The sequence below is a fragment of the Mesorhizobium sp. AA22 genome (genome assembly GCF_001672375.2).
In the GTDB taxonomy this organism is placed as follows: Bacteria; Pseudomonadota; Alphaproteobacteria; order Rhizobiales; family Rhizobiaceae; genus Mesorhizobium; species Mesorhizobium wenxiniae.
This window is the reverse complement of record NZ_CP048406.1, coordinates 2,129,738-2,148,773: the sequence shown is the minus strand read 5'-3', so window position 1 is coordinate 2,148,773 and position 19,036 is coordinate 2,129,738. Positions and strand designations below refer to the sequence as shown.

Annotated in this window: 13 protein-coding genes, 1 pseudogene and 1 riboswitch; of the genes and pseudogenes, 4 read left to right on the top strand and 10 right to left on the bottom strand. The window is 63.2% G+C overall.

What is annotated here, in order from left to right; translation table 11 throughout:
* Positions 1-66: 66 nt before the first annotated feature.
* Entirely contained in the window at positions 67-843 is a 777-nt protein-coding gene (locus A9K68_RS10545; RefSeq protein WP_065007555.1) for a sulfite exporter TauE/SafE family protein, read from the bottom strand.
* 259 nt (positions 844-1,102) lie between these two features.
* A riboswitch (TPP riboswitch) is annotated at positions 1,103-1,215 on the top strand.
* Here A9K68_RS10545 and A9K68_RS10540 point away from each other — a divergent pair.
* The 4 genes and pseudogenes from A9K68_RS10540 to A9K68_RS10525 all read left to right on the top strand — a co-directional run bounded on the left by A9K68_RS10540 (position 1,206) and on the right by A9K68_RS10525 (position 3,942).
* The gene (locus A9K68_RS10540; protein WP_156768265.1) at positions 1,206-1,352 is read left to right on the top strand and encodes a hypothetical protein; all 147 of its coding nucleotides are present in this window, start codon (positions 1,206-1,208) and stop codon (positions 1,350-1,352) included. Its footprint overlaps the riboswitch before it by 10 nt.
* A 25-nt stretch (positions 1,353-1,377) precedes the next feature.
* The gene (locus tag A9K68_RS10535) at positions 1,378-2,178 is read left to right on the top strand and encodes an ABC transporter permease (RefSeq protein ID WP_065007556.1); all 801 of its coding nucleotides are present in this window, start codon (positions 1,378-1,380) and stop codon (positions 2,176-2,178) included.
* Positions 2,175-2,933, top strand: a complete 759-nt coding sequence (locus tag A9K68_RS10530; RefSeq protein WP_065007557.1) for an ABC transporter ATP-binding protein — start codon at positions 2,175-2,177, stop codon at positions 2,931-2,933. The genes A9K68_RS10535 and A9K68_RS10530 overlap by 4 nt, the downstream gene beginning before the upstream one ends.
* A pseudogene (locus A9K68_RS10525) lies at positions 2,930-3,942 on the top strand (ABC transporter substrate-binding protein). Before A9K68_RS10530 ends, A9K68_RS10525 begins: the two are co-directional and overlap by 4 nt.
* Before the next feature lie 258 nt (positions 3,943-4,200).
* On the opposite strand, the gene A9K68_RS10520 reads toward A9K68_RS10525, so the two are convergent.
* From A9K68_RS10520 to A9K68_RS10480, 9 genes are all read right to left on the bottom strand, one after another.
* Positions 4,201-5,316, bottom strand: a complete 1,116-nt coding sequence (locus A9K68_RS10520; RefSeq protein WP_128340418.1) for an AI-2E family transporter — start codon at positions 5,314-5,316, stop codon at positions 4,201-4,203.
* Between the two features lie 682 nt (positions 5,317-5,998).
* Positions 5,999-7,510 (bottom strand): aldehyde dehydrogenase family protein, encoded by a 1,512-nt coding sequence (locus tag A9K68_RS10515; RefSeq protein ID WP_065007558.1) that lies wholly within the window; start codon positions 7,508-7,510, stop codon positions 5,999-6,001.
* A 230-nt stretch (positions 7,511-7,740) separates the two neighbouring features.
* Entirely contained in the window at positions 7,741-9,015 is a 1,275-nt protein-coding gene (locus A9K68_RS10510) for an RNA polymerase sigma factor (protein ID WP_065007559.1), read from the bottom strand.
* Positions 9,012-9,386, bottom strand: coding sequence for a YciI family protein (locus A9K68_RS10505; RefSeq protein WP_029349747.1), 375 nt, complete (start codon positions 9,384-9,386; stop codon positions 9,012-9,014). Before A9K68_RS10505 ends, A9K68_RS10510 begins: the two co-directional genes overlap by 4 nt.
* Before the next feature lie 113 nt (positions 9,387-9,499).
* Positions 9,500-10,606 carry a DNA topoisomerase IB gene (locus A9K68_RS10500; protein WP_065007560.1) on the bottom strand — a complete coding sequence of 369 codons (1,107 nt, stop codon included), beginning with the start codon at positions 10,604-10,606 and terminating at the stop codon, positions 9,500-9,502.
* A 159-nt stretch (positions 10,607-10,765) separates the two neighbouring features.
* The gene (locus A9K68_RS10495) at positions 10,766-11,650 is read right to left on the bottom strand and encodes a transglutaminase family protein (RefSeq protein ID WP_065007561.1); all 885 of its coding nucleotides are present in this window, start codon (positions 11,648-11,650) and stop codon (positions 10,766-10,768) included.
* Positions 11,651-11,674: 24 nt separating this feature from the next.
* Positions 11,675-14,080: a circularly permuted type 2 ATP-grasp protein gene (locus tag A9K68_RS10490; protein WP_065007562.1), complete on the bottom strand. Its 2,406-nt coding sequence runs from the start codon at positions 14,078-14,080 to the stop codon at positions 11,675-11,677.
* A gap of 6 nt (positions 14,081-14,086) precedes the next feature.
* A complete protein-coding gene (locus A9K68_RS10485; RefSeq protein WP_065007563.1) occupies positions 14,087-17,464 on the bottom strand; it encodes a transglutaminase family protein in 3,378 nt (1,125 codons plus the stop codon).
* Between the two features lie 380 nt (positions 17,465-17,844).
* Entirely contained in the window at positions 17,845-19,035 is a 1,191-nt protein-coding gene (locus A9K68_RS10480) for an acyl-CoA dehydrogenase (RefSeq protein WP_065007564.1), read from the bottom strand.
* Between the last annotated feature and the right edge of the window lies 1 nt (position 19,036).

Sequence of the window (19,036 nt, the reverse complement as noted above, 5' to 3'; positions counted from 1 at the left end):
GAGTTTTCGTCTCCGGCACGGCCGCCAGGGAAGCGACGCCGACAACTTTTTCGACGTGTCTTCAGTTTACACCAATTCGAAGAGTTGCGCGGTTTGCCAGCCTGCCAGCAGTATGATGAGAATACCAACGAGCCTGAGAAGCGTCTTTTCTGCGATTGACTTCACTACCCAACCGGCCATCGGCGCTGCGACTACGCCGCCAAGGATCAAGCCGGCGACAGAGAGTAGATTTTCCGTTAGCTCTCCTGCCTCCGCCCAATGGCCCGTTAGTAATGCAAACAAGAAGGTCAGAGACACCGAGAGCGTGATGAGGAACTCGCTCGCATTTACCGTTCCAATAACGTAGCGGGGCGTCCCGCCAAAACCAAGAAGGCCCGTCGTTACGATTGGTCCCCATCCGCCACCCCCTGCGGCATCGAGAAATCCACCACCAAGCCCAAGGGGAGGCACCACGCTTGCAGGGACCGGATTGCTTGGGATACGCCGGAAGGAACGGAACAGGAGCCAAGCTCCGACGAGCGCAAGGTATGTCGTCACATATGGCTTCATGATCGCCCCCTCAAACGAGGTGAGCACAAAAGCGCCGAGAACGCCGCCGAGCACGCCAAATGGCATCAGCCGCCAGAAAAGTTTCCAGTCGATATTGCGGTGATAGAGGTGAGCCGAACCCGAGGCCGCAGTGGTAAACAACTCAGCCGCGTGAACTGAAGCCGAAGCGTGTGCAGGAGACACGCCAAACCCCAGCAGCGTTGTCGAGGAAACCACGCCGTAGGCCATGCCGAGAGCCCCGTCGACAGCCTGAGCTACAAACCCTACGAGCGCAAAAAGGATAAATTCTTGCATTTGGCTCTCCAACAAAGCGCGGTCGTAATGGGCGAAATAGAAACCCTCTGCCTACAACGAATGCAATTCATGTCTTCATGCTTCCACAATTCACCAAACGCCTGGCATCGACAATGGCGACGAACGGGAAACTGTCCACTCGATCGTCGCCTTTCCGCACCCGCTGCGATCGCATAGCACTGCGGCCCACCTCCTCCGACCCGAAGTTTCACGGGGCCGGACCCTGACTTGCAGCTCCACCCCATATCTGTTTAATTGCCGCCATCCACAGGGGTGCTCCGTATCGTCGGGGCTGAGAGATGGGCTGCAAGCCCGTAAACCCTAGAGCTGATCTGGATAATACCAGCGGAGCGAGGCGGGCGATGTTTTCCGACGCACAGATTTCTCTTGATCCGATGACCGGCGAGTTCGTCGGCGTCGTCAATATTTCGACGCTCCCGGTTGGCACGCCCGAGGGCCATGTCACGACCGACCTCACGGTCTCGGCCAACAGCCCGGCCCCGCGCTGATCTTTTCGGGCCAGACAGGTCTCGCATGTCCCAATCTTTCTCCGCCGCGCCGCGAATCGCAGCCTTGTTCGCCAAGATCGGACCGGCCTTGCTATCTGTCGGCACGCTGGTTTTGGCTTGGGAGCTCTATGCGCGCATCTCGGGCATCTCGCCCACCACGCTGCCCGCGCCGTCACGCATTCTCGCCCAGGCCATCCAGCAGCGCCAGGCGCTGTTCGACAACACTGTGCCGACCACCAGTGCCACATTGGTGGGCTTCGCCTGCTCGCTGGCCGTTGCCTTCCTTCTTTCGGTGCTGATCGATTTCTTCAAACCGCTGCGCCGCGCCCTGTTCCCGGTCTTCATCATTAGCCAGACGCTGCCGCTGGTGGCGATCGCCCCGCTGGTCATTCTCTGGTTCGGCTTCGGGCTGACGCCGAAGATCATGCTGGTCGCCCTCGTGACTTTCTTTCCCATGCTGGTCGCGCTGGTGCAGGGTTACGAATCGACGGATCGGGACATCTCGGCGCTTCTGAGTTCGATGGGCGCTTCCCGCATGCGCATTTTCCTGCTGGCCCGCCTGCCCTCCTCGCTGCCCTATTTCTTCGCCGGGCTGCGTATCTCGATCACCTACGCCGTGGTGGGCGCCATCTTCGCGGAATATGCCGGCGCGGCCAAAGGGCTCGGCATCTACATGCTCAACGCCAAGAACAATTTCCGGCCCGATCTCGTGCTCGCAGCCGTGCTGATCAGCGCCTTGCTCACGCTGGCCCTGTTTGCCGCCACGGTGCTGATCCAGCGCGCCGCCGTGCCATGGGAGCGGCTCGATGCCGCACGAAAATCATGAGCAGGCGGCTGGAGCTGCGCCAAGTCAGCAAGCGTTTTGGCGACATTGACGTGCTTGCCGGCATCACCCTGCATGTCGAGCCGGGCGAATTCGTTTCAATCCTCGGCCCCTCCGGAGCCGGCAAATCCACGATCTTCAAATTGCTGACGGGCGGTCTCGAAGGCTACGGCGGCGGTGTCGACTTCGACGGGCGGCCATTGGCCGACGCGCGCCGACCGTTTGCCTTCATGCCGCAGCACGATGCCCTGATGCCTTGGCGCACGGTTATCGACAACACCGCGCTCGGTTTGGAAGTGCAAGGCATGTCCCGCAAGGCGGCGCGCGACAAGGTGGCGCCGCTCTTCGGCGAATTCGGCCTTGCGGGCTTCGAGCAAAGGTATCCGGCGCAGCTCTCGGGCGGAATGCGCCAGCGCGCCGCGCTGTTGCGTACCGTCGTGCAGGGCCGCGCCATGCTGTTGCTCGACGAACCGTTCGGCGCACTCGACGCCCTCACGCGCACCGGCATGCAGCGCTGGCTTGCGATGATGTGGGACCGACACCGCTGGACCGTCCTGCTGATCACCCACGACGTGCGCGAGGCAGTCTTCCTGTCCGACCGCATCTATGTGCTGAGCAGCCGCCCCGCCCGCGTGCTGCGCGAAATCGCCATACCTCTTCCGCGCCCGCGCACGGATCTTGTCTCGCCGGCAGCCAGCGCCATCGAAGCCTACATCCTCGATACCCTGCCCGATCCACAGCCCGCCCAAAGGACATGACCATGCTTTCCAGACGCCTCTTCATCGCTGCCGCATTGATCTCCGGGCTCGGACCCGTCACGTCCGTCCGCGCCCAGCAGACTGTCACCGTCGCACTAGACTGGACGCCGAACACAAACCATGTCGGGCTCTATGTCGCCCAGGCGAAAGGCTTCTACGCCGAGGCCGGGCTCGACGTGCAGATCCTGCCCTACAGCGACACTGCGGCCGGTACGCTGATCGCCAACCGCGTGGCTGATTTCGGTATATTGGGATCCATAGGATTGTTCACCCAACGCACCGCCGGCGCCGACCTCGTCGCCACCTACGCCATCATGCAGACAGAAACCGGCAGGCTGGTGTTCAATGCCGACCGCGCCGACATACAGTCCCCAAGGGACCTGGACGGCCTAACCTATGGCGGTTTCGGCAGCGCCTGGGAGAATGCGCTGATCGGCACCATCATCCGCCATGATGGCGGCGAGGGCAAATTCGAAACGGTGACGCTGGGCGCACCTCCGCCTATGAGGCCTTGGCCAATGGCGCAGTCGATTTTACGCTCGAAGTCTATACTTGGGAGGGGATCAAAGCGGAACTTGACGGCAAGGCCCAACGCGCCTTCCGCTACGCCGATTACGGCGTGCCCGACCAACACACCAATTTCATTGGCTCGAGCCGGGCCTACCTCGAAAAGAACAAGGACACGGCAACTGCGTTCATCGCCGCGACCAGGCGCGGCTATGCCTTCGCCGTCGAAACGCAAGAAGCGGCTGATATCCTGATCGCAGCAAACAGCGACGTGCTGACCGACCGTCCGCTGATCGAAGCATCCCTGAAGGCGCTGGTCGATGGCCACTATCTGCAAAGCCCCACCGGCGCGATCGGCACGATCGATCCAGCAAAGATGGAGGCGATCGGCGACTACCTGTTCGAGGCCGGCGCCCTGCGCGACAGCGATGGAAACCTGATCGGCGAACGCCCCGATTTCGCGGCCTATTACAGCAACGCCTATATAGCCGGCGAAAAATGAGCCCGCCGCTGTGCACATATCTCAATGCCGTGATCTTTAGCCTCGGCAGTCACGAGGCCGGTTGGTGCATACCCCAAGCGACCCGCTTGCCTCGACTAGCCTCGACTATTGGGTCGACCAGCAAAGCTTCATCGACGACGTGATGCCTTTGCTGGAGCGTTCGGAAGTTTTGGACGCTGGGGGTGAGCGCACCCTTCGCGAGCGATACGGCCTGCCAAGTCTTTAGGTCTAGAATCGAACAGGGGCGCGTGGCGGTGCCTACTCACGACTAGGCCCGGCTCCGGACTGACGTGATGGCTTCGTGTAGCGCTTTGGCGTCAGTTCCGCCCCGGGTTGGCCGTTCAACCGTTTCTTGAGAATGTCAATGAGGCTGATGGTGACCGCGATCACCGCAGGGCCGAGGACGAGTCCGGATGCTCCAAAGAGGACGATGCCACCGACCGCGCCGATAAAGGCCATCACTGTGTGGAGCCGCAACCGGCTCCCGACAAGCATCGGATAGAGCAGATTGTCGATGCCGGCGACGACGCCGCCGCCCCAGATGGTCAGGATCGCTGCGCTTGCCCAAGACCCTTCCAGTGCGAGATAGATCGCTGCCGGCACCCAGATCACGAATGCGCCGAGCACTGGCACGATGGCAAGAAGTCCCATTACCAGGCCCCAGAAGACCGGCGTGGGCAGGCCGAGCCACCAGAACATCAGGCCGCCCAGCGTTCCCTGCACAGCGGCGACAAAAACGGTGCCTATCAGGATCGCATGTACCGTCTCGGCAAGGCGCGACAGCATGTATGCCGTCTCCGGTGCACGCAGGGGCGAGAGACGCTCGATCCCCCGCAGGGCGGATTCACGGTCCCGCAGAAAATAGAACAGCAGATAGAAAGTCAGCACGAACATCACAGCCTGATTGATCGAGCCGCGCAATAGCGATGTGCTTTGTCCCGTCAGCCATTGCACAAATGCGGCGACCGTGCCGGCCGGATCGAGTTGGTTCTCAACCCACTGGGCAACCGCCGAAAGCCTGGGATAGCCCGACACGAAGGCATCTGTGTTCCAACCCCGGATGACCTCCTCCAGATAGGTGGCGCCGTTTACCGCCTCGCGAACAAGCTGCTGTGCCACGAAGATGAGCGGCAGGCCGACTGCAACCGCCGCGATGCTGACTGACATCAGTGCAGCCAGGTTTTGGTTCCTGAGCCTTTCCTCGACCCGTCGATGAGCCGGATACAGGACGATTGCCAACACCAGCGCCCACGTCAATGCGGGCAAAAAAGGCAATGCCAAGAGATAGCAGACATACAGACCGATCGCCGTCGCGGCCACGATGCCGAGCAATCTCATTTGTTTCATATCGGGCATCTGTTTCAGGTCGGGCACCTCTCGCCGTGTCGCAAACCAAGCGAGCCTAGTGGATTTCCCGACAAAATGGCAGCTTCCGTTGCCGCACCCCTACGGCTAGGCCGCTGTGGAATATGACGACAATGTCACGGACATTTTCTCGCTCATTGGGCTGATTATGCCGGCTGGGCACCCGTGCCCGATGCCAGCACCGCGGCCTGCCCGGTCGTGGATGCTCTGACCTACGGCGGTTCTACAGCTCGCTCGCGAACTCGCAGCTTCACAGGACCAATAGAAAAAAGGCCGGACTGTTAAGGTCCGGCCAGGCATGAAGGTTTAAAACCTCCAGAGGGGAACGCGCCGGACGCAATGGGAGGAAAACATCCGACGCAGTGCGTATATGGGTCGCCTCGGTTGACGCTTCAACGAGATGTGGTGGGCCACATCAGCCGCTCCATAGAGCCACATCCGAAGATTCATCGTCACGGTCTGCGGCAGCTTCGATTGCCGCTGACGAACAGGCGCGCATGCCGCGCGACCTCGCTACCGGCGCTCTACAGATTCCGCCAGATGGCGAGGACACGGGAAAGGCCGGCGTTAGCTCGCCATCCTTGATGCGGCTTTCGCAGACTGTTTTGGATCTCCCGGAAGCCGCTGAACGGCGACCGAGATAAATCGTGGCAGCTATTGGCATAGCCGCCACGACGAGGGTCTCACCAGCCTAGTCGATGTCGAAGGATACGCCTTGGGCCAGCGGCAGCGCCTTGGAATAGTTCACCGTGTTGGTGGCGCGCCGCATGTAAGCCTTCCAGGCATCGGAGCCCGACTCGCGGCCGCCGCCGGTCTCCTTCTCGCCACCGAAGGCACCACCGATCTCGGCCCCCGATGTGCCTATGTTGACGTTGGCGATGCCGCAGTCGGACCCGTCGACGCCGAGGAAGCGCTCGGATTCCTGCAGGTCGCGGGTGAAGATCGACGACGACAGCCCCGCTCCGACCGCGTTGTGCTCGTCGAGCACGGCGTCGAAATCCGAGTACTTCATCACATAGAGGATCGGCGCGAAGGTCTCTTCCGTCACCGGCGAGACCTGCTTGGGCATCTCGACCAGCGCCGGACGAACGTAATAGGCGTCGGGATGGCCATTGTCGACCCGCGTGCCGCCGGTCACCTTGCTGTCGTGAGCGGCGGCTTCCTTCAACGCGTTCTGCATGCTGTCGAAGGCTGCCTTGTCGATCAACGGTCCGACCAGCGCGGATGTCTCCAGCGGATTGCCGACCGAGACGCTTTCATAGGCCTTCTTGAGGCGCGGAACAAAGGCATCATAGATGCTCTCATGCACGAACAGGCGCCGCAGCGTCGTGCAGCGCTGCCCGGCCGTGCCCATGGCGCCGAACGCAATGGCGCGCAAGGCCATGTCGAGATCGGCCGTCGGGCAGACGATGCCGGCATTATTGCCGCCTAGCTCCAGCACAGCGCGCGCAAAGCGTTTTGCCAGCCGCGGACCGACATCCCTGCCCATGCGGGTCGAGCCGGTGGCCGAGACCAGCGGCACCTTGGGATGGTCGACCAGAATTTCGCCGACGGCGCGATCGCCGATCAGCACCGACGTCAAACCTTCCGGAGCATCGCCGAAACGCTCTGCCGCACGCTTGAAGATCGCCTCGCAGGCGAGCGCCGTCAGCGGCGTCTTTTCCGAGGGCTTCCACACCACAGCGTTGCCGCAGACCAGCGCAAGCGCCGCGTTCCACGACCACACCGCGACCGGGAAGTTGAAGGCCGAAATCACGCCGACGACGCCCAGCGGGTGCCAGGTTTCCATCATGCGATGACCGGGCCGCTCGGTGGCGATAGTCAGGCCGTAGAGCTGGCGCGACAGGCCGACGGCGAAATCGCAGATGTCGATCATTTCCTGCACTTCGCCGAGCCCTTCGGACGGAATCTTGCCGACCTCGATCGACACCAGCCGGCCAAGTTCGGCCTTGTGCGCGCGCAGTTCCTCGCCAAGCAGCCGCACCAGCTCGCCGCGCTTCGGTGCCGGCACCAGACGCCAGGCCTGGAAGGCCTTGTGGGCGGCATCGATGGTCTTTGCCGCACCGGCCGGCGAGATCGTCTTCAGCGCGGCGATCTGCTCGCCTGTCACCGGGCTGCGCACGATAAGATCGCCGCCCGAAAGCGCGTCCTCAGCGACACCCAGTTTCGCCAGTAACCCGGCTGTTTCCTTCGCAATCGTCATTTTCTTTCCCTTTCAGATCCCGTCGCTCATAATGCATGTCGCCCAAAAGTGCGCAGCGGTTTTGGGACAACGACATGCATAAAACAAACTTGCCAAAGCCTTGTGCCATGCCGTCCCTGTACCAATCGGCACATCAGGCGCTGTCATGGCGTGGCATTACTCGTTTCAGGGAAAAATCGCCACCCCGGCATGGTCTAAGCCAAGGTCAGACCGTTGAACCAGTGACTCGTTCAGCGCGCTGTCTGCGCGGTTCCCCGCGCGGCGCCTTCCTTCATCAGGCGGTCGATATGCATGCGGATATGGGCGGCCTCGGCTGCCGTGTTGGCAAGAGCGATGGCACGGTCGAAGGCAATGCGCGCCTCCTCGCCACGACCAAGCTGCATCAGCAGGCCGCCTTTGAGGCCGAAGAAATGGAAATAGCCGGAAAGCCTTTGCTCCAACGGCTCGATCATGGCAAGTGCCGCTTCCGGCCCGCGCACCTTGGCGACCGCGACGGCGCGATTGAGTGTCACCACCGGCGACGGCTGCATCTGCTCGAGCAAGCTGTAGAGCAGGTCGATCTCGTTCCAGTCCGTATCCTCGGGCTTCGCCGCCCGCGCATGCAGGGCGGCGATCGCGGCCTGCACCTGGTAGGGACCGGGCTTCTGGTGGCGCAGCGCCTTGTCGACCAGCGCCAGCCCCTCGTCGATCATCTTGCGGCTCCACAGGCTGCGATCCTGGTCTTCGAGCAGCACGATCTCGCCATTCTCGTCGAAACGCGCCGGCGCACGCGCATGCTGGAGAAGCAAAAGCGCCGTCAGGCCCATGATCTCCGGCTCGGTCTGGAACAGCCTAAGCAGCAGCCTGGCCAGCCGGATTGCTTCTTCGCAGAGCGGCGCGCGGGCCGGTGCCTCGCCGCTGTTGGTCGAATAGCCTTCGTTGAAGATCAGGTAGACCATGGCAGCGACGGCGGCCAGTCGTTCGGACCGCTCAACCGCACCCGGCGTCTCGAACGGCACGCCGGCATCGGCGATGCGCGCCTTGGCACGGGTGATGCGCTGCTCCATGGCGCTTTCACCGACGAGGAAGGCGCGGGCAATCTGCTTGACGGTCAGGCCTGAAACGATGCGCAACGCCACGGCGATCTGCTGCGTCGCCGGCAGGTCAGGATGGCAGCAGATGAACAGCAGCCGCAATATGTCATCGCGGTAGTGCGCGCCGTCCAGCCGTTCGGCGATGTCGGTCTCGGCATCTTCCAGGTCGGAGATCTGGTCCTCTTCCGGCAGCGGCGCCTGCTTGGCACGTTTGCGCACCGCGTCGATGCCGCTGTTGCGGCCGACGAAGATCAGCCAGGCTGCCGGATCGCGCGGCGGGCCGTTTGTCGGCCAGTTCTTCAGAGCTCGCAGGCAAGCGTCCTGGAAGGCTTCCTCCGCCGCATCGAGATCGCGGAAGTAGCGCAGCAGCGCGCCCATCGCCTGGGGGCGGGCAGTGCTGATCGCCGTGCTGATCCAGGTAAGGTCGGTCATGCGGAAACCTTGGCGGGATTGAAGAGCGAAACCGGCCGTATCTCGTAGGAGCCGCCGCTCGGGTTGACCTCGGAAAGTTCACGCGCAAAGTCGACGGCCTCCTCGAGATCGGCGCATTCGAGCGTATAGAAGCCGAGGAACTGTTCCTTGGTTTCGGCAAATGGTCCGTCGATGACGACGGCTTCGCCTTTGACCTTTCTTAGGGTTGTCGCAGCGGTTGTCGGCAGCAGCCGCGCGACCGGGCCGAGCCGGCCCGCCTGAGCGTATTTTTCCTGCACGCCCAGGAGTTTTTTCATGACAGCGTCATCTTGCTCCTTGCTCCAGGAGCAGACGACGTCTTCGGAGGCATAGCAGAGGATCGCGTAAAGCATGGGTCGTCCTTTTCTCTGTCAAAGGACGAAACACTAGGGCCTATCCCGACATGACGTCGACAAAAAATTACGTCCTGCACGGATCACGAAAGCCTGCGGCGGCTCCGTTCGGTTCAGCTCCCCTGCGCCTTCAGCCATCTCAGTACGAGAGCCTCTTCGTCGTCAAGACCGGGTATCGATCGTTTCCGCTTGTTCGCATCCGCTATTTCGCTGAGCAGCCGTCCTTCGGACCAGGCATCGAAAACTTGCGGGTGGATGTAACATCTGCGGCAGATGGCGCGGGTGTTGCCCAGCCGCTCGGCGACCTTGTCGATGAGGCCGTTCATCACCCGCTTCTGTTGTGCCCGGCTTTCCGGTCGTTCGGTTTGCGCAAACAGTGACGCAGCATGGATAGTGCCGCCCCAGGTTCGGAAGTGCTTGGAGCTGAAATCCGCCCCTGCCGTCTCCCTGATGTAGCGGTTGACTTCGTCGGATCGGATCGGTCGCCTGCTTCCGTCGTCGTCGAGATACTGGAACAGCTTCTGGCCCGGCAGATCCTGCGCCCCGCGCACGATCCTGGCGATCCGGCGATCGACGAGCTTCAGCTTCCATTCCTTGCCGGACTTGCCTTTGAAAGCGAAACGCAGGCTCGAGCCATTGATGTCGACATGGCGGTCGCGCAGCGTGGTCAGCCCAAAGCTGTTGTTGTCGCGAGCGTAGGCGGCATTGCCGACGCGGATCATCGTGTTGTCGAGCAGCCAGACCACAGCGGCGACAACGCGTTCCAGCGGCAGGCCGTGACGGCGCAGATCGGCATCGATCTGGCGTCGCAGCTCAGGCAGGCTTTCTGCAAAGGCAACCAGGCTCGAATATTTGACGCCGTCACGCTCCTCCGCCCATAGCGCATGATACCGATATTGCTTGCGTCGGCGCTGATCACGGCCTGTCGCCTGGATGTGACCGTCAGCATCCGGCGAGATCCACACATCCGTCCACGCCGGTGGAATGGCGAGCGCCCTGATGCGGGCCATAGTGTCGTCGTCGACACCCTGCCCGTCAGGGCCTTTATATGAGAATCCCTTGCCAGCCCTGAGACGCCGGATACCGGGCTCGGCGTCGGTGAGGTAGGTAAGGGAGGCTCGATCGGCAGAGGCTTGCGACCCATTTGTCGGCGCCCCGTCTTTTGGTGCAACCTCCTTGCCAGCCGATCGGCCGGATGGCGACCCGGATTTGTCCAACATGTCCTCTCCGCGAGAAATTTTCCCGTAGATAAGCGCCGGACCCGCCGCTGGTTCCGTGAATGGCTTTCAGAATGATGTCAGGCTCACCGCGTGTGCGTTCGAGGAGCCTTCCTCTGTCTACGTTCGGCGCCTAGAAATCGAGTGCGGCCTCGCTTGCCGTTATGCCTTTTCCAGCACGACTGGAATGACGTCGACTGCTTGCTCGCCGACCTGCCCTCCGGTTGTTTTCAGGACGCCGACGATCGGCGCTACATCCGAATAGTCCCGGCCATGACCGACGGTGATGTGGTCGTTGCTTGCCCGCATGCCATTGGTCGGATCGAACTCCTGCCAACCGGTGTCGCGCCCGCACCACACCTTGACCCAGGCATGCATGGCGTCGGCCCCTTCCAGCCGCGGTTTTCCGCGCGGCGGAATGGTGCGCAGGAACCCGCTGACATAGCCGGCGGGGACACCCAGGCCGCGCAGGCCGGCGATCATGATATGCGAAAAGTCCTGGCAGACGCCCCGCTTCAGGTCGAAGGCATCGCTTGCCCGGGTCTGCACCGTAGTCGCCTCGCCATCATAGGTGAAATCGCGGTAGATTCGGTTGCACAGGTCCATGGCCGTGCTGACAGCGGAGTTGCCGGCATTGCTCCGCGCGTAGGCCGTGATCGCCGCATCGATGCCGGCATGGTCGCTGGCAGCCAGAAAGTGATGCGGTGTATCAGGCGACAGCGACCGCACCGCATCGAGTTCCTCCCTCAGCCGGCGAATGTCGGGCGACACGTCAAGCCCAGGTTCCGGCCGCGAAACCGCGACGCGCGCGCTCATCCTGATGTCGAGCGCATCGTGAACGTCGCGAAAGGCGATCGACGTGACATTGTTGCCAAAGAAATCGGAAAAATCCGAGCGTTCGCTCGGCGCCGGTGCGAAGGACAACGAAGCGGCGATCACGCGCTGCACGCCCGATACCGTCGGCGGCAGCACGCGCACCTGATGGCGGCCGCCGCCGGCCGCAGCATCGTAATCGTAACGTAGCTTGAGCCTGATGTCGTAGAGCATGCCCGCCTTTATCCGAACCCGTCGCTACCCGAAATAGGATTTGGCGAGGCTGTTGTAGAGGCCGCCGATCTCGTTGGCGAGATCGGCCAGGGCCGGCGCCGTCATGTCCGATGGCTCTTTGATGGCGATCGCCGTGTTGAGCTGCAGGATCTCTTTCGCCGCCGGCGACATGTGCCCCTCGCCGCCGACAGCAGGCAACAGCGCGATTTCGGCCTTCAGCCGCTCGAGTTGGAACAGGATGGAGCGCGGGTTGAGCGGATCGAGCACCAGGAGGTCGATCACAGTGCGCCGGCCGGCCTGCACCGGATACTGCCGCCGGTGGGTCATGACGCTGTCGCCGATCTCCAGCATCATGTCGAGCGCGCCGTCCGGCGCCGCAGCCCTGGTCAGCCTGGCGAGGGTGCGGGCAATCTGGATGCCGCGTTCCAACCGCCGGCCGATCTCCAGGAAGCGCCAGCCGGTGAAGCGGTACATATTCTCATGCAGCAGGCCGGAAAACCCGGCGAGCTTGCGCAGGATGACCGTCATCGCCCGCGTCGCATCATCGCCCGGCGCCACCGTCGTGGCGAATTGATGAATGGTCTTCGACAGATCCTTCAGCGCCAGCCAGCCATCGGGCGAGAAGCGGTCGCGGATTTGTCCGGCGCTGTAGACGGCGCTGTCCAGTGTGCCGATCAGCCCCGGCGGGATCGCGGTTTCGACGTCGATGCCGAACGGTTCGAGATAATCTCTGATATCGGCAAGCAGCGGCATGTCCGGGTCGGATGCCTCGGCCAGCCGCACGTGATAGGCGCGCAGGATGCGCACCGTGTCTTCCGATCGCTCGATATAGCGGCCGAGCCATGTCAGATTTTCCGCCGCGCGGCTGGGCAGGCTGCCCGGCAAGGTGCGGGTGAAGGTGTCGTGCTCCTGCGGCAGCAGCGTCTCGCGCTCCACCGGTCTGTCGCTGACCACCCACACATCCGCCGCCTGGCCGCCGCGCTGCATGGCGATTGCCGTCGGGTCGAGCGAAAAGCCGACGCGGGCAAAACCGCCGGGCATCACCGTCCAGCCTTCCGCGGTTCGCGCCAGATAGACGCGCAGGGCTGCTGGTCGCGGCTCCAGCCAGCCGCCGACATAGACCGGCGTGGTCGAAAGCGTCACCGCTTCCTGTCCGACGAAGTCGCTGCCGTCCCTTTCGATCCGGGCTATCAGTTCGGCCCGCTCCCCGGCAACCAGCGCCGAGCCCAGCCTCGTGGAATCGTCATCCTCGAAGGCAAGCCGCGTCGACAGCGCCGGACCGATCACCATGCGGTCGAGGTTAGCCAGCACATGGTCACGGTCCGCATCCCGCCCGCACCACCACGTCGCGACACTCGGCAGCAGAAGTCCCTCGTTGCGCAATTCGCGCGAAATCTTCGGCAGGAAGGCGAACATCGCCCGCGTTTCCATCAGCCCGGAGCCGAGCGCGTTGACGGCTGAGACGGCTCCCCGGCGGATCGCCTCGACCAGCCCTGGCGTGCCGATCTGCGACTCCGGCCGCAACTCCAGCGGATCGGCGAAAGCGGCGTCGAGCCGTCGCCACAGTACGCTGACCGGCATAAGCCCCGAAACGGTGCGCACCATAAGCCGGCCGCCGGAGACGGTCAGATCCTCGCCTTCAAGCAACATGATGCCGAGATAGCGGGCGATATAGGCATGTTCGTAATAAGTTTCGTTGAGCGGCCCCGGTGTCAGGATGGCGACACGGCCGCCTGATACCTTGGCCAAGCCGTTCAGCGCGTCGCGAAAGCGGCGGAAGAAGCCGGCAAGGCGATGCACGTGCATCTCGCCATAGATGTCGGACAGCGCACGCGTGGTTGCGACGCGGTTTTCCAGCGCAAAGCCGGCACCCGACGGCGCCTGCGTGCGGTCACCCAGCACCCACCAGCGGCCGTCCGGTCCACGGCCGAGCTCGAAGGCGCAGAAATGCAGGAAATGGCCGCTGGCCGGTCTGGTGCCGACGACCGGCCGCAAATATTCCGGGCTGGCTGCGATCAGCCCCGGCGGCAAGATGCCCTTCTCGACCAGGCGGTTCGGCCCGTAGATATCGGCGATCGTTTCCTCGAACAGCTCGGCCCGCTGGACCAGCCCGGCGCTGATCGCGGCCCATTCCTGGTCCTCGATCAGCAGCGGCACATGCGCCAGCGGCCATTCGCGCTCATTGGCGCCGGCCTTGTCGTAGACGCGGTAATAGACGCCGGCGTCGCGCAGATACTGGTCGGCGCGAGCGAAGCGCTGGGCGAGCTTTTCGGGGCCCAGTTCCTCCAGTGCCTCGATGAAGTCCTTCCAGACCGGGCGGGGATTGCCTGATGCATCGACCATCTCGTCGACGACACCGTCGATCGGCTGATAATGCTCCAGCAGGTTATGCGATCTGCCGCGTATTTTCTTGTGATTCCCCTTTGCCATGGCTGATCAGAGTCTTGCAGGTCGCCTGAGGTCAAGGGTCATCGGGAAATCCTCAGAGGCTCGTTCGTCGCGCAGCACGGAGCCGGACGGCGTATGGCCACGCGGCTCGAAGCGGGCGAGCCGTCGCGCCTCCGCTTCATTGCCGTTGACCGGGAAGGTGTCGTAGCTGCGCCCGCCGGGATGTGCGACATGGTAGACGCAACCGCCGATCGCCCGGCTCGACCACCGATCGTAGATGTCGAAGACCAGCGGCGTATTTACCGGCAGCGCGGGATGCATGCCCGATGCCGGCTGCCAGGCCTTGAAGCGGACGCCCGCCACCGCGATCTCTCTGGTGTCGGTCACCTTCATCGGCACGATGCGGCCGTTGCAGACGACCGCGTGACGCTCCGGGTTAAGCCCTTCGGTCTTCACCTGCAGCCGCTCGACCGAGGAATCGACGAAGCGCACGGTTCCGCCGATGGCGCCCTGCTCGCCCATGACATGCCACGGCTCCAGCGCTTGCCGCAGTTCCAGCTTGATGCCGGCATGCTGGACCTCGCCGCAGAACGGGAAGCGGAATTCGAGCTGCGCGTCGAACCATTCGGGACGGAATTCAAAGCCGTTCAGCTTGAGGTCGTCCAGCACGTCGAGAAAATCCGCCCAGACATAGTGCGGCAGCATGAAACGGTCGTGCAGCGACGTGCCCCAGCGCACGAAGCGGCCATCGAGCGGATTCTTCCAGGCGCGGGCGATGATGGCGCGCACCAGCAATTGCTGCGCCAGACTCATGCGCGCATTGGGCGGCATCTCGAAGCCACGGAACTCGACCAGCCCCAGCCGGCCGGTCGGCCCGTCGGGCGAAAACAGCTTGTCGATGCAGATTTCCGACCGATGCGTGTTCCCCGTCACGTCGGTCAGAAGGTTGCGGAACAGCCGGTCGACCAGCCACGGCAACGGCGCGCTGCCACTGTCCGGATGCGGCACCTGCGCCATCGCGATCTCGAGCTCGTACAGCGAATCGTGACGCGCCTCATCGAAACGCGGCGCCTGGCTGGTCGGGCCGATGAACAGGCCGGAGAATAGATAGGACAGCGACGGGTGCCGCTGCCATTGCAGGACAAGGCTCTTCAGCAGGTCGGGGCGGCGCAGGAACGGGCTGTCGTTGGGTGTTGCGCCGCCGACGACGACATGGTTGCCGCCGCCTGTGCCGGTGTGGCGGCCGTCTATCATGAACTTGTCGGCGCCGAGCCGCGTCTGCCGCGCCTCCTCGTAGATCGCTGTGGTCGTCGCCACGCAGTCCTGCCAGTTCGCAGCCGGATGGATGTTCACCTCGATGACGCCGGGATCCGGAGCCACGCGGATGACGTTGAGGCGCGGATCGTGAGGCGGACCGTAGCCCTCGATATGCACCGGCAGGCCGATAACCTTTGCCGCGTTCTCGGCCGCCGCGACCAGTTCGAGATAGTCTTCCAGCGCCTCGACCGGCGGCATGAATACACAAAGCCGCCCGTCGCGTGGCTCGACCGACAGTGCGGTGCGCACCGCGCCGCCGATCTCGGTGATTTCCTGTTCGACACGGTCCTGCTGGCCGGTCGCGGCGGTGAAGGACGCCGCCTGCTGGCGTCGCACCATTTCGTCGGCGCCTTCCAATTCGGCCGGGGCAGCCTCCGGTAAAGGAGCGGCTCCAGGCAAAATAGTCTCGCGCGCCGGCAATGGTCCGCGCGGCAGGGAAGGATCGACCGGCACGATATACGGGAACTGCGCCGGCGGCACATGGGGCAGCGTGCCGAGCGGCAGGCGGTAGCCGACCGGTGAATCTCCCGGCACCAGGAACAGCTTGCCGCGCCGCGTCTTCCACTTCTCCGAACGCCAGCGCGGTCCGGACGCTTGGCTGTTCCAGCGCTGGACAGGCAGCACATAGCCCGATGGCTTGGTCAGGCCGCGTTCGAACACCCGCGCCATGCGGCTGCGCTCCTCGGGGTCGTCCAGCTTCGAATTGGACGGATCGACATTTTCCGGCAGCTTGCCTTCCTTGAGCAGCCACTCGGCCGGGTCCTCATAGGCTTCGCTGACCATGGTCTTGTCGATGCCGAGTTCATCGGCAATCGCCGTCAGCAGGCCTTCAGCCTGCTTCGGTCCGACAACTGCCTCGCTTTTTTCCCGTGCGATCAGCGATGGATCACTCCACACCGGCTCGCCGTCGGCGCGCCAGTACAGCGAGAAGGTCCAGCGCGGCAGGCTTTCGCCCGGATACCACTTGCCCTGCCCGTAGTGCAGGAAGCCACCGGGCGCGAAACGCTCACGCAGCCGGCGGATTAGCGCATCGGCTTTTTCGCGTTTTGTCGGGCCGACGGCGGCGGTGTTCCACTCCTCCGCCTCGAAATCGTCGATCGACACGAAGGTCGGCTCGCCACCCATGGTCAGCCGCACGTCCCCGGCCTCGAGCGCGGCATCGACCTGGTTGCCCAACGCGTCAAGCGCCTGCCAGCTTTCGTCGGAGAACGGCTTGGTGATGCGTGGATGCTCGGCGATGCGGTCGACCCGCATGTCGAAGCCGAACTCGACATTGGCGAAGCTGGCCATGCCGGAAATAGGCGCGGCGTTGCGGAAATGCGGCGTCGCGGCGAGCGGCACATGGCTTTCGCCGGTGAGCAGTCCGGAGGTCGGGTCGAAGCCGATCCAGCCGGCGCCTGGCAGATAGACTTCGCACCATGCATGAAGATCGGTGAAGTCGACGGCGGTGCCGGGCGGCCCGTCAAGCGCGACGAGGTCGGGTTTCAGCTGGATCAGATAGCCGGAGACGAAGCGCGCGGCGATGCCGAGGTTCCTCAGGATCTGCACCAGCAGCCAGCTCGTGTCGCGGCACGAGCCTTTCTTGGCGGCCAGCGTTTCCTCGGGTGAGAAGACGCCGGTTTCCATGCGCACGATATAGGCGATCTCGCGTTGCAGGCGCGCATTGAGGTCGACGACGAAATTGACGGTGTTGGTAGGACTGCGATCGATGGTCTGCAGGAACGCCGACAGCAGCGGCCCGGCCGGCTCCGGCGTCCGGTAGATGGCGAGATCGTCGCTGATCTCTTCCGGATACTCGAAGGGAAACGTTTCGGCCGACGGCTCGACGAAGAAATCGAATGGGTTATAAACCGTCATGTCGGCAACGAGGTCGACCTCGATCTTCAGCTCCGTCACAGGTTCTGGAAACACGAAACGCGCAAGGAAGTTGCCGTAGGGGTCCTGCTGCAGATTGACGAAATGGTTCGCCGGCCCGACCTTCAAGGAATGGCTGAGCACCTTGGTGCGGGAATGCGGCGCCGGCTGCAGCCTGATGACCTGCGGGCCGAGAACGACCGGCCGGTCATATTTGTAATGGGTCAGGTGGTAGACGGCTGCCAGAATTGCCATGGGGCCCCGAAAGTCGGCGTTTCAAACGAATTCGGCGAACCCTGACACGAATGCTGGCCATTCTCCAAGCAGAGATGTTGCGGTGCACCTAATTTAAGCAGCTATTGAACGCAACTCCGCTTAATACGACTGGTCACCGCTGGCCTCCAGCATCTGCGATTGGCGAAGGCCTCGGGTCTTCGTCGTCCTGGGGCGGAGCAAGGAGACCCCAGCATCCATGCCGTGACGCTAACCGAAGAATGCAGCAGTGCAGCACGAACCACTGTCGTGACCCTGCCCTGAAAGATCCTGCACCGCAGCGGCGCCTCGACTCACGGCATGGATCCTCGGGTCAAGCCCAGGGTCAAGCCCGAGGATGACGAAGCGAAGGGCATGGCCGTTTAGAAAAACGCCTGCAACCCGGTCTGTGCCCGTCCGAGGATCAGCGCATGCACGTCATGCGTGCCCTCATAGGTGTTGACGGTTTCGAGGTTCTGCGCGTGGCGCATGACATGGTAGCCGATCTGGATGCCGTTGCCGCCATGCATGTCGCGGGCCTGGCGGGCAATGTCCAGCGCCTTGCCGCAATTGTTGCGCTTGACGATCGAGATCATCTCCGGCGCCATTTTGCCTTCGTCCATCAGCCGCCCGACCCGTAAGCTGCCCTGCAGGCCGAGCGCGATCTCGGTCTGCATGTCGGCGAGCTTCTTCTGGAAAAGCTGCGTGCCGGCCAGCGGCTTGCCGAACTGCTTGCGGTCGAGGCCGTATTGGCGGGCCCGGTGCCAGCAATCTTCCGCCGCGCCCATCGCACCCCAGGAGATGCCGTAGCGCGCCCGGTTGAGGCAGCCGAACGGACCCTTCAGGCCTGCTACATTGGGCAGCAGCGCATCTTCGCCGACCTCGACGCCTTCCATCACCACTTCGCCGGTAATCGATGCGCGAAGCGACAGCTTGCCGCCGATCTTCGGCGCCGAGAGGCCTGTCATGCCCTTTTCCAGCACGAAGCCGCGAATCTCGTTGTCATGCGCGGCCGATTTCGCCCAGACGATAAACACATCGGCGATTGGCGCGTTGGAAATCCACATTTTCGAGCCGGAGACCCTGTAGCCGTTCGCCGTCTTCTCGGCTCGCGTCTTCATGCCGCCCGGGTCGGAACCGGCATCCGGCTCGGTCAGGCCGAAGCAGCCGATCCACTCGCCGCTGGCGAGCTTCGGCAGGTATTTCTTGCGCTGCGCTTCCGAGCCATAGGCGTGGATTGGATACATCACCAGCGACGACTGCACGCTCATCATCGATCGATAGCCCGAGTCGATGCGCTCGACTTCCCGCGCCACTAGCCCATAGGTGACGTAGTTGGCGCCGAGTCCGCCATATTCTTCCGGAATGGTTATGCCGAGCAGCCCGGCCTCGCCCATCTCGCGAAATATCCCGGCATCGGTCTTTTCCTCGAGATAGGCTTCCTCGATCCGAGGGGCGAGCTTGTCGGCGGCGAATGCCGCGGCGCCATCGCGCACCATCCGCTCGTCTTCCGAAAGCTGGTCCTCGATCAGGAAAGGATCATTCCAGACGAATGCGTTCTTGTCGGCTGCCATG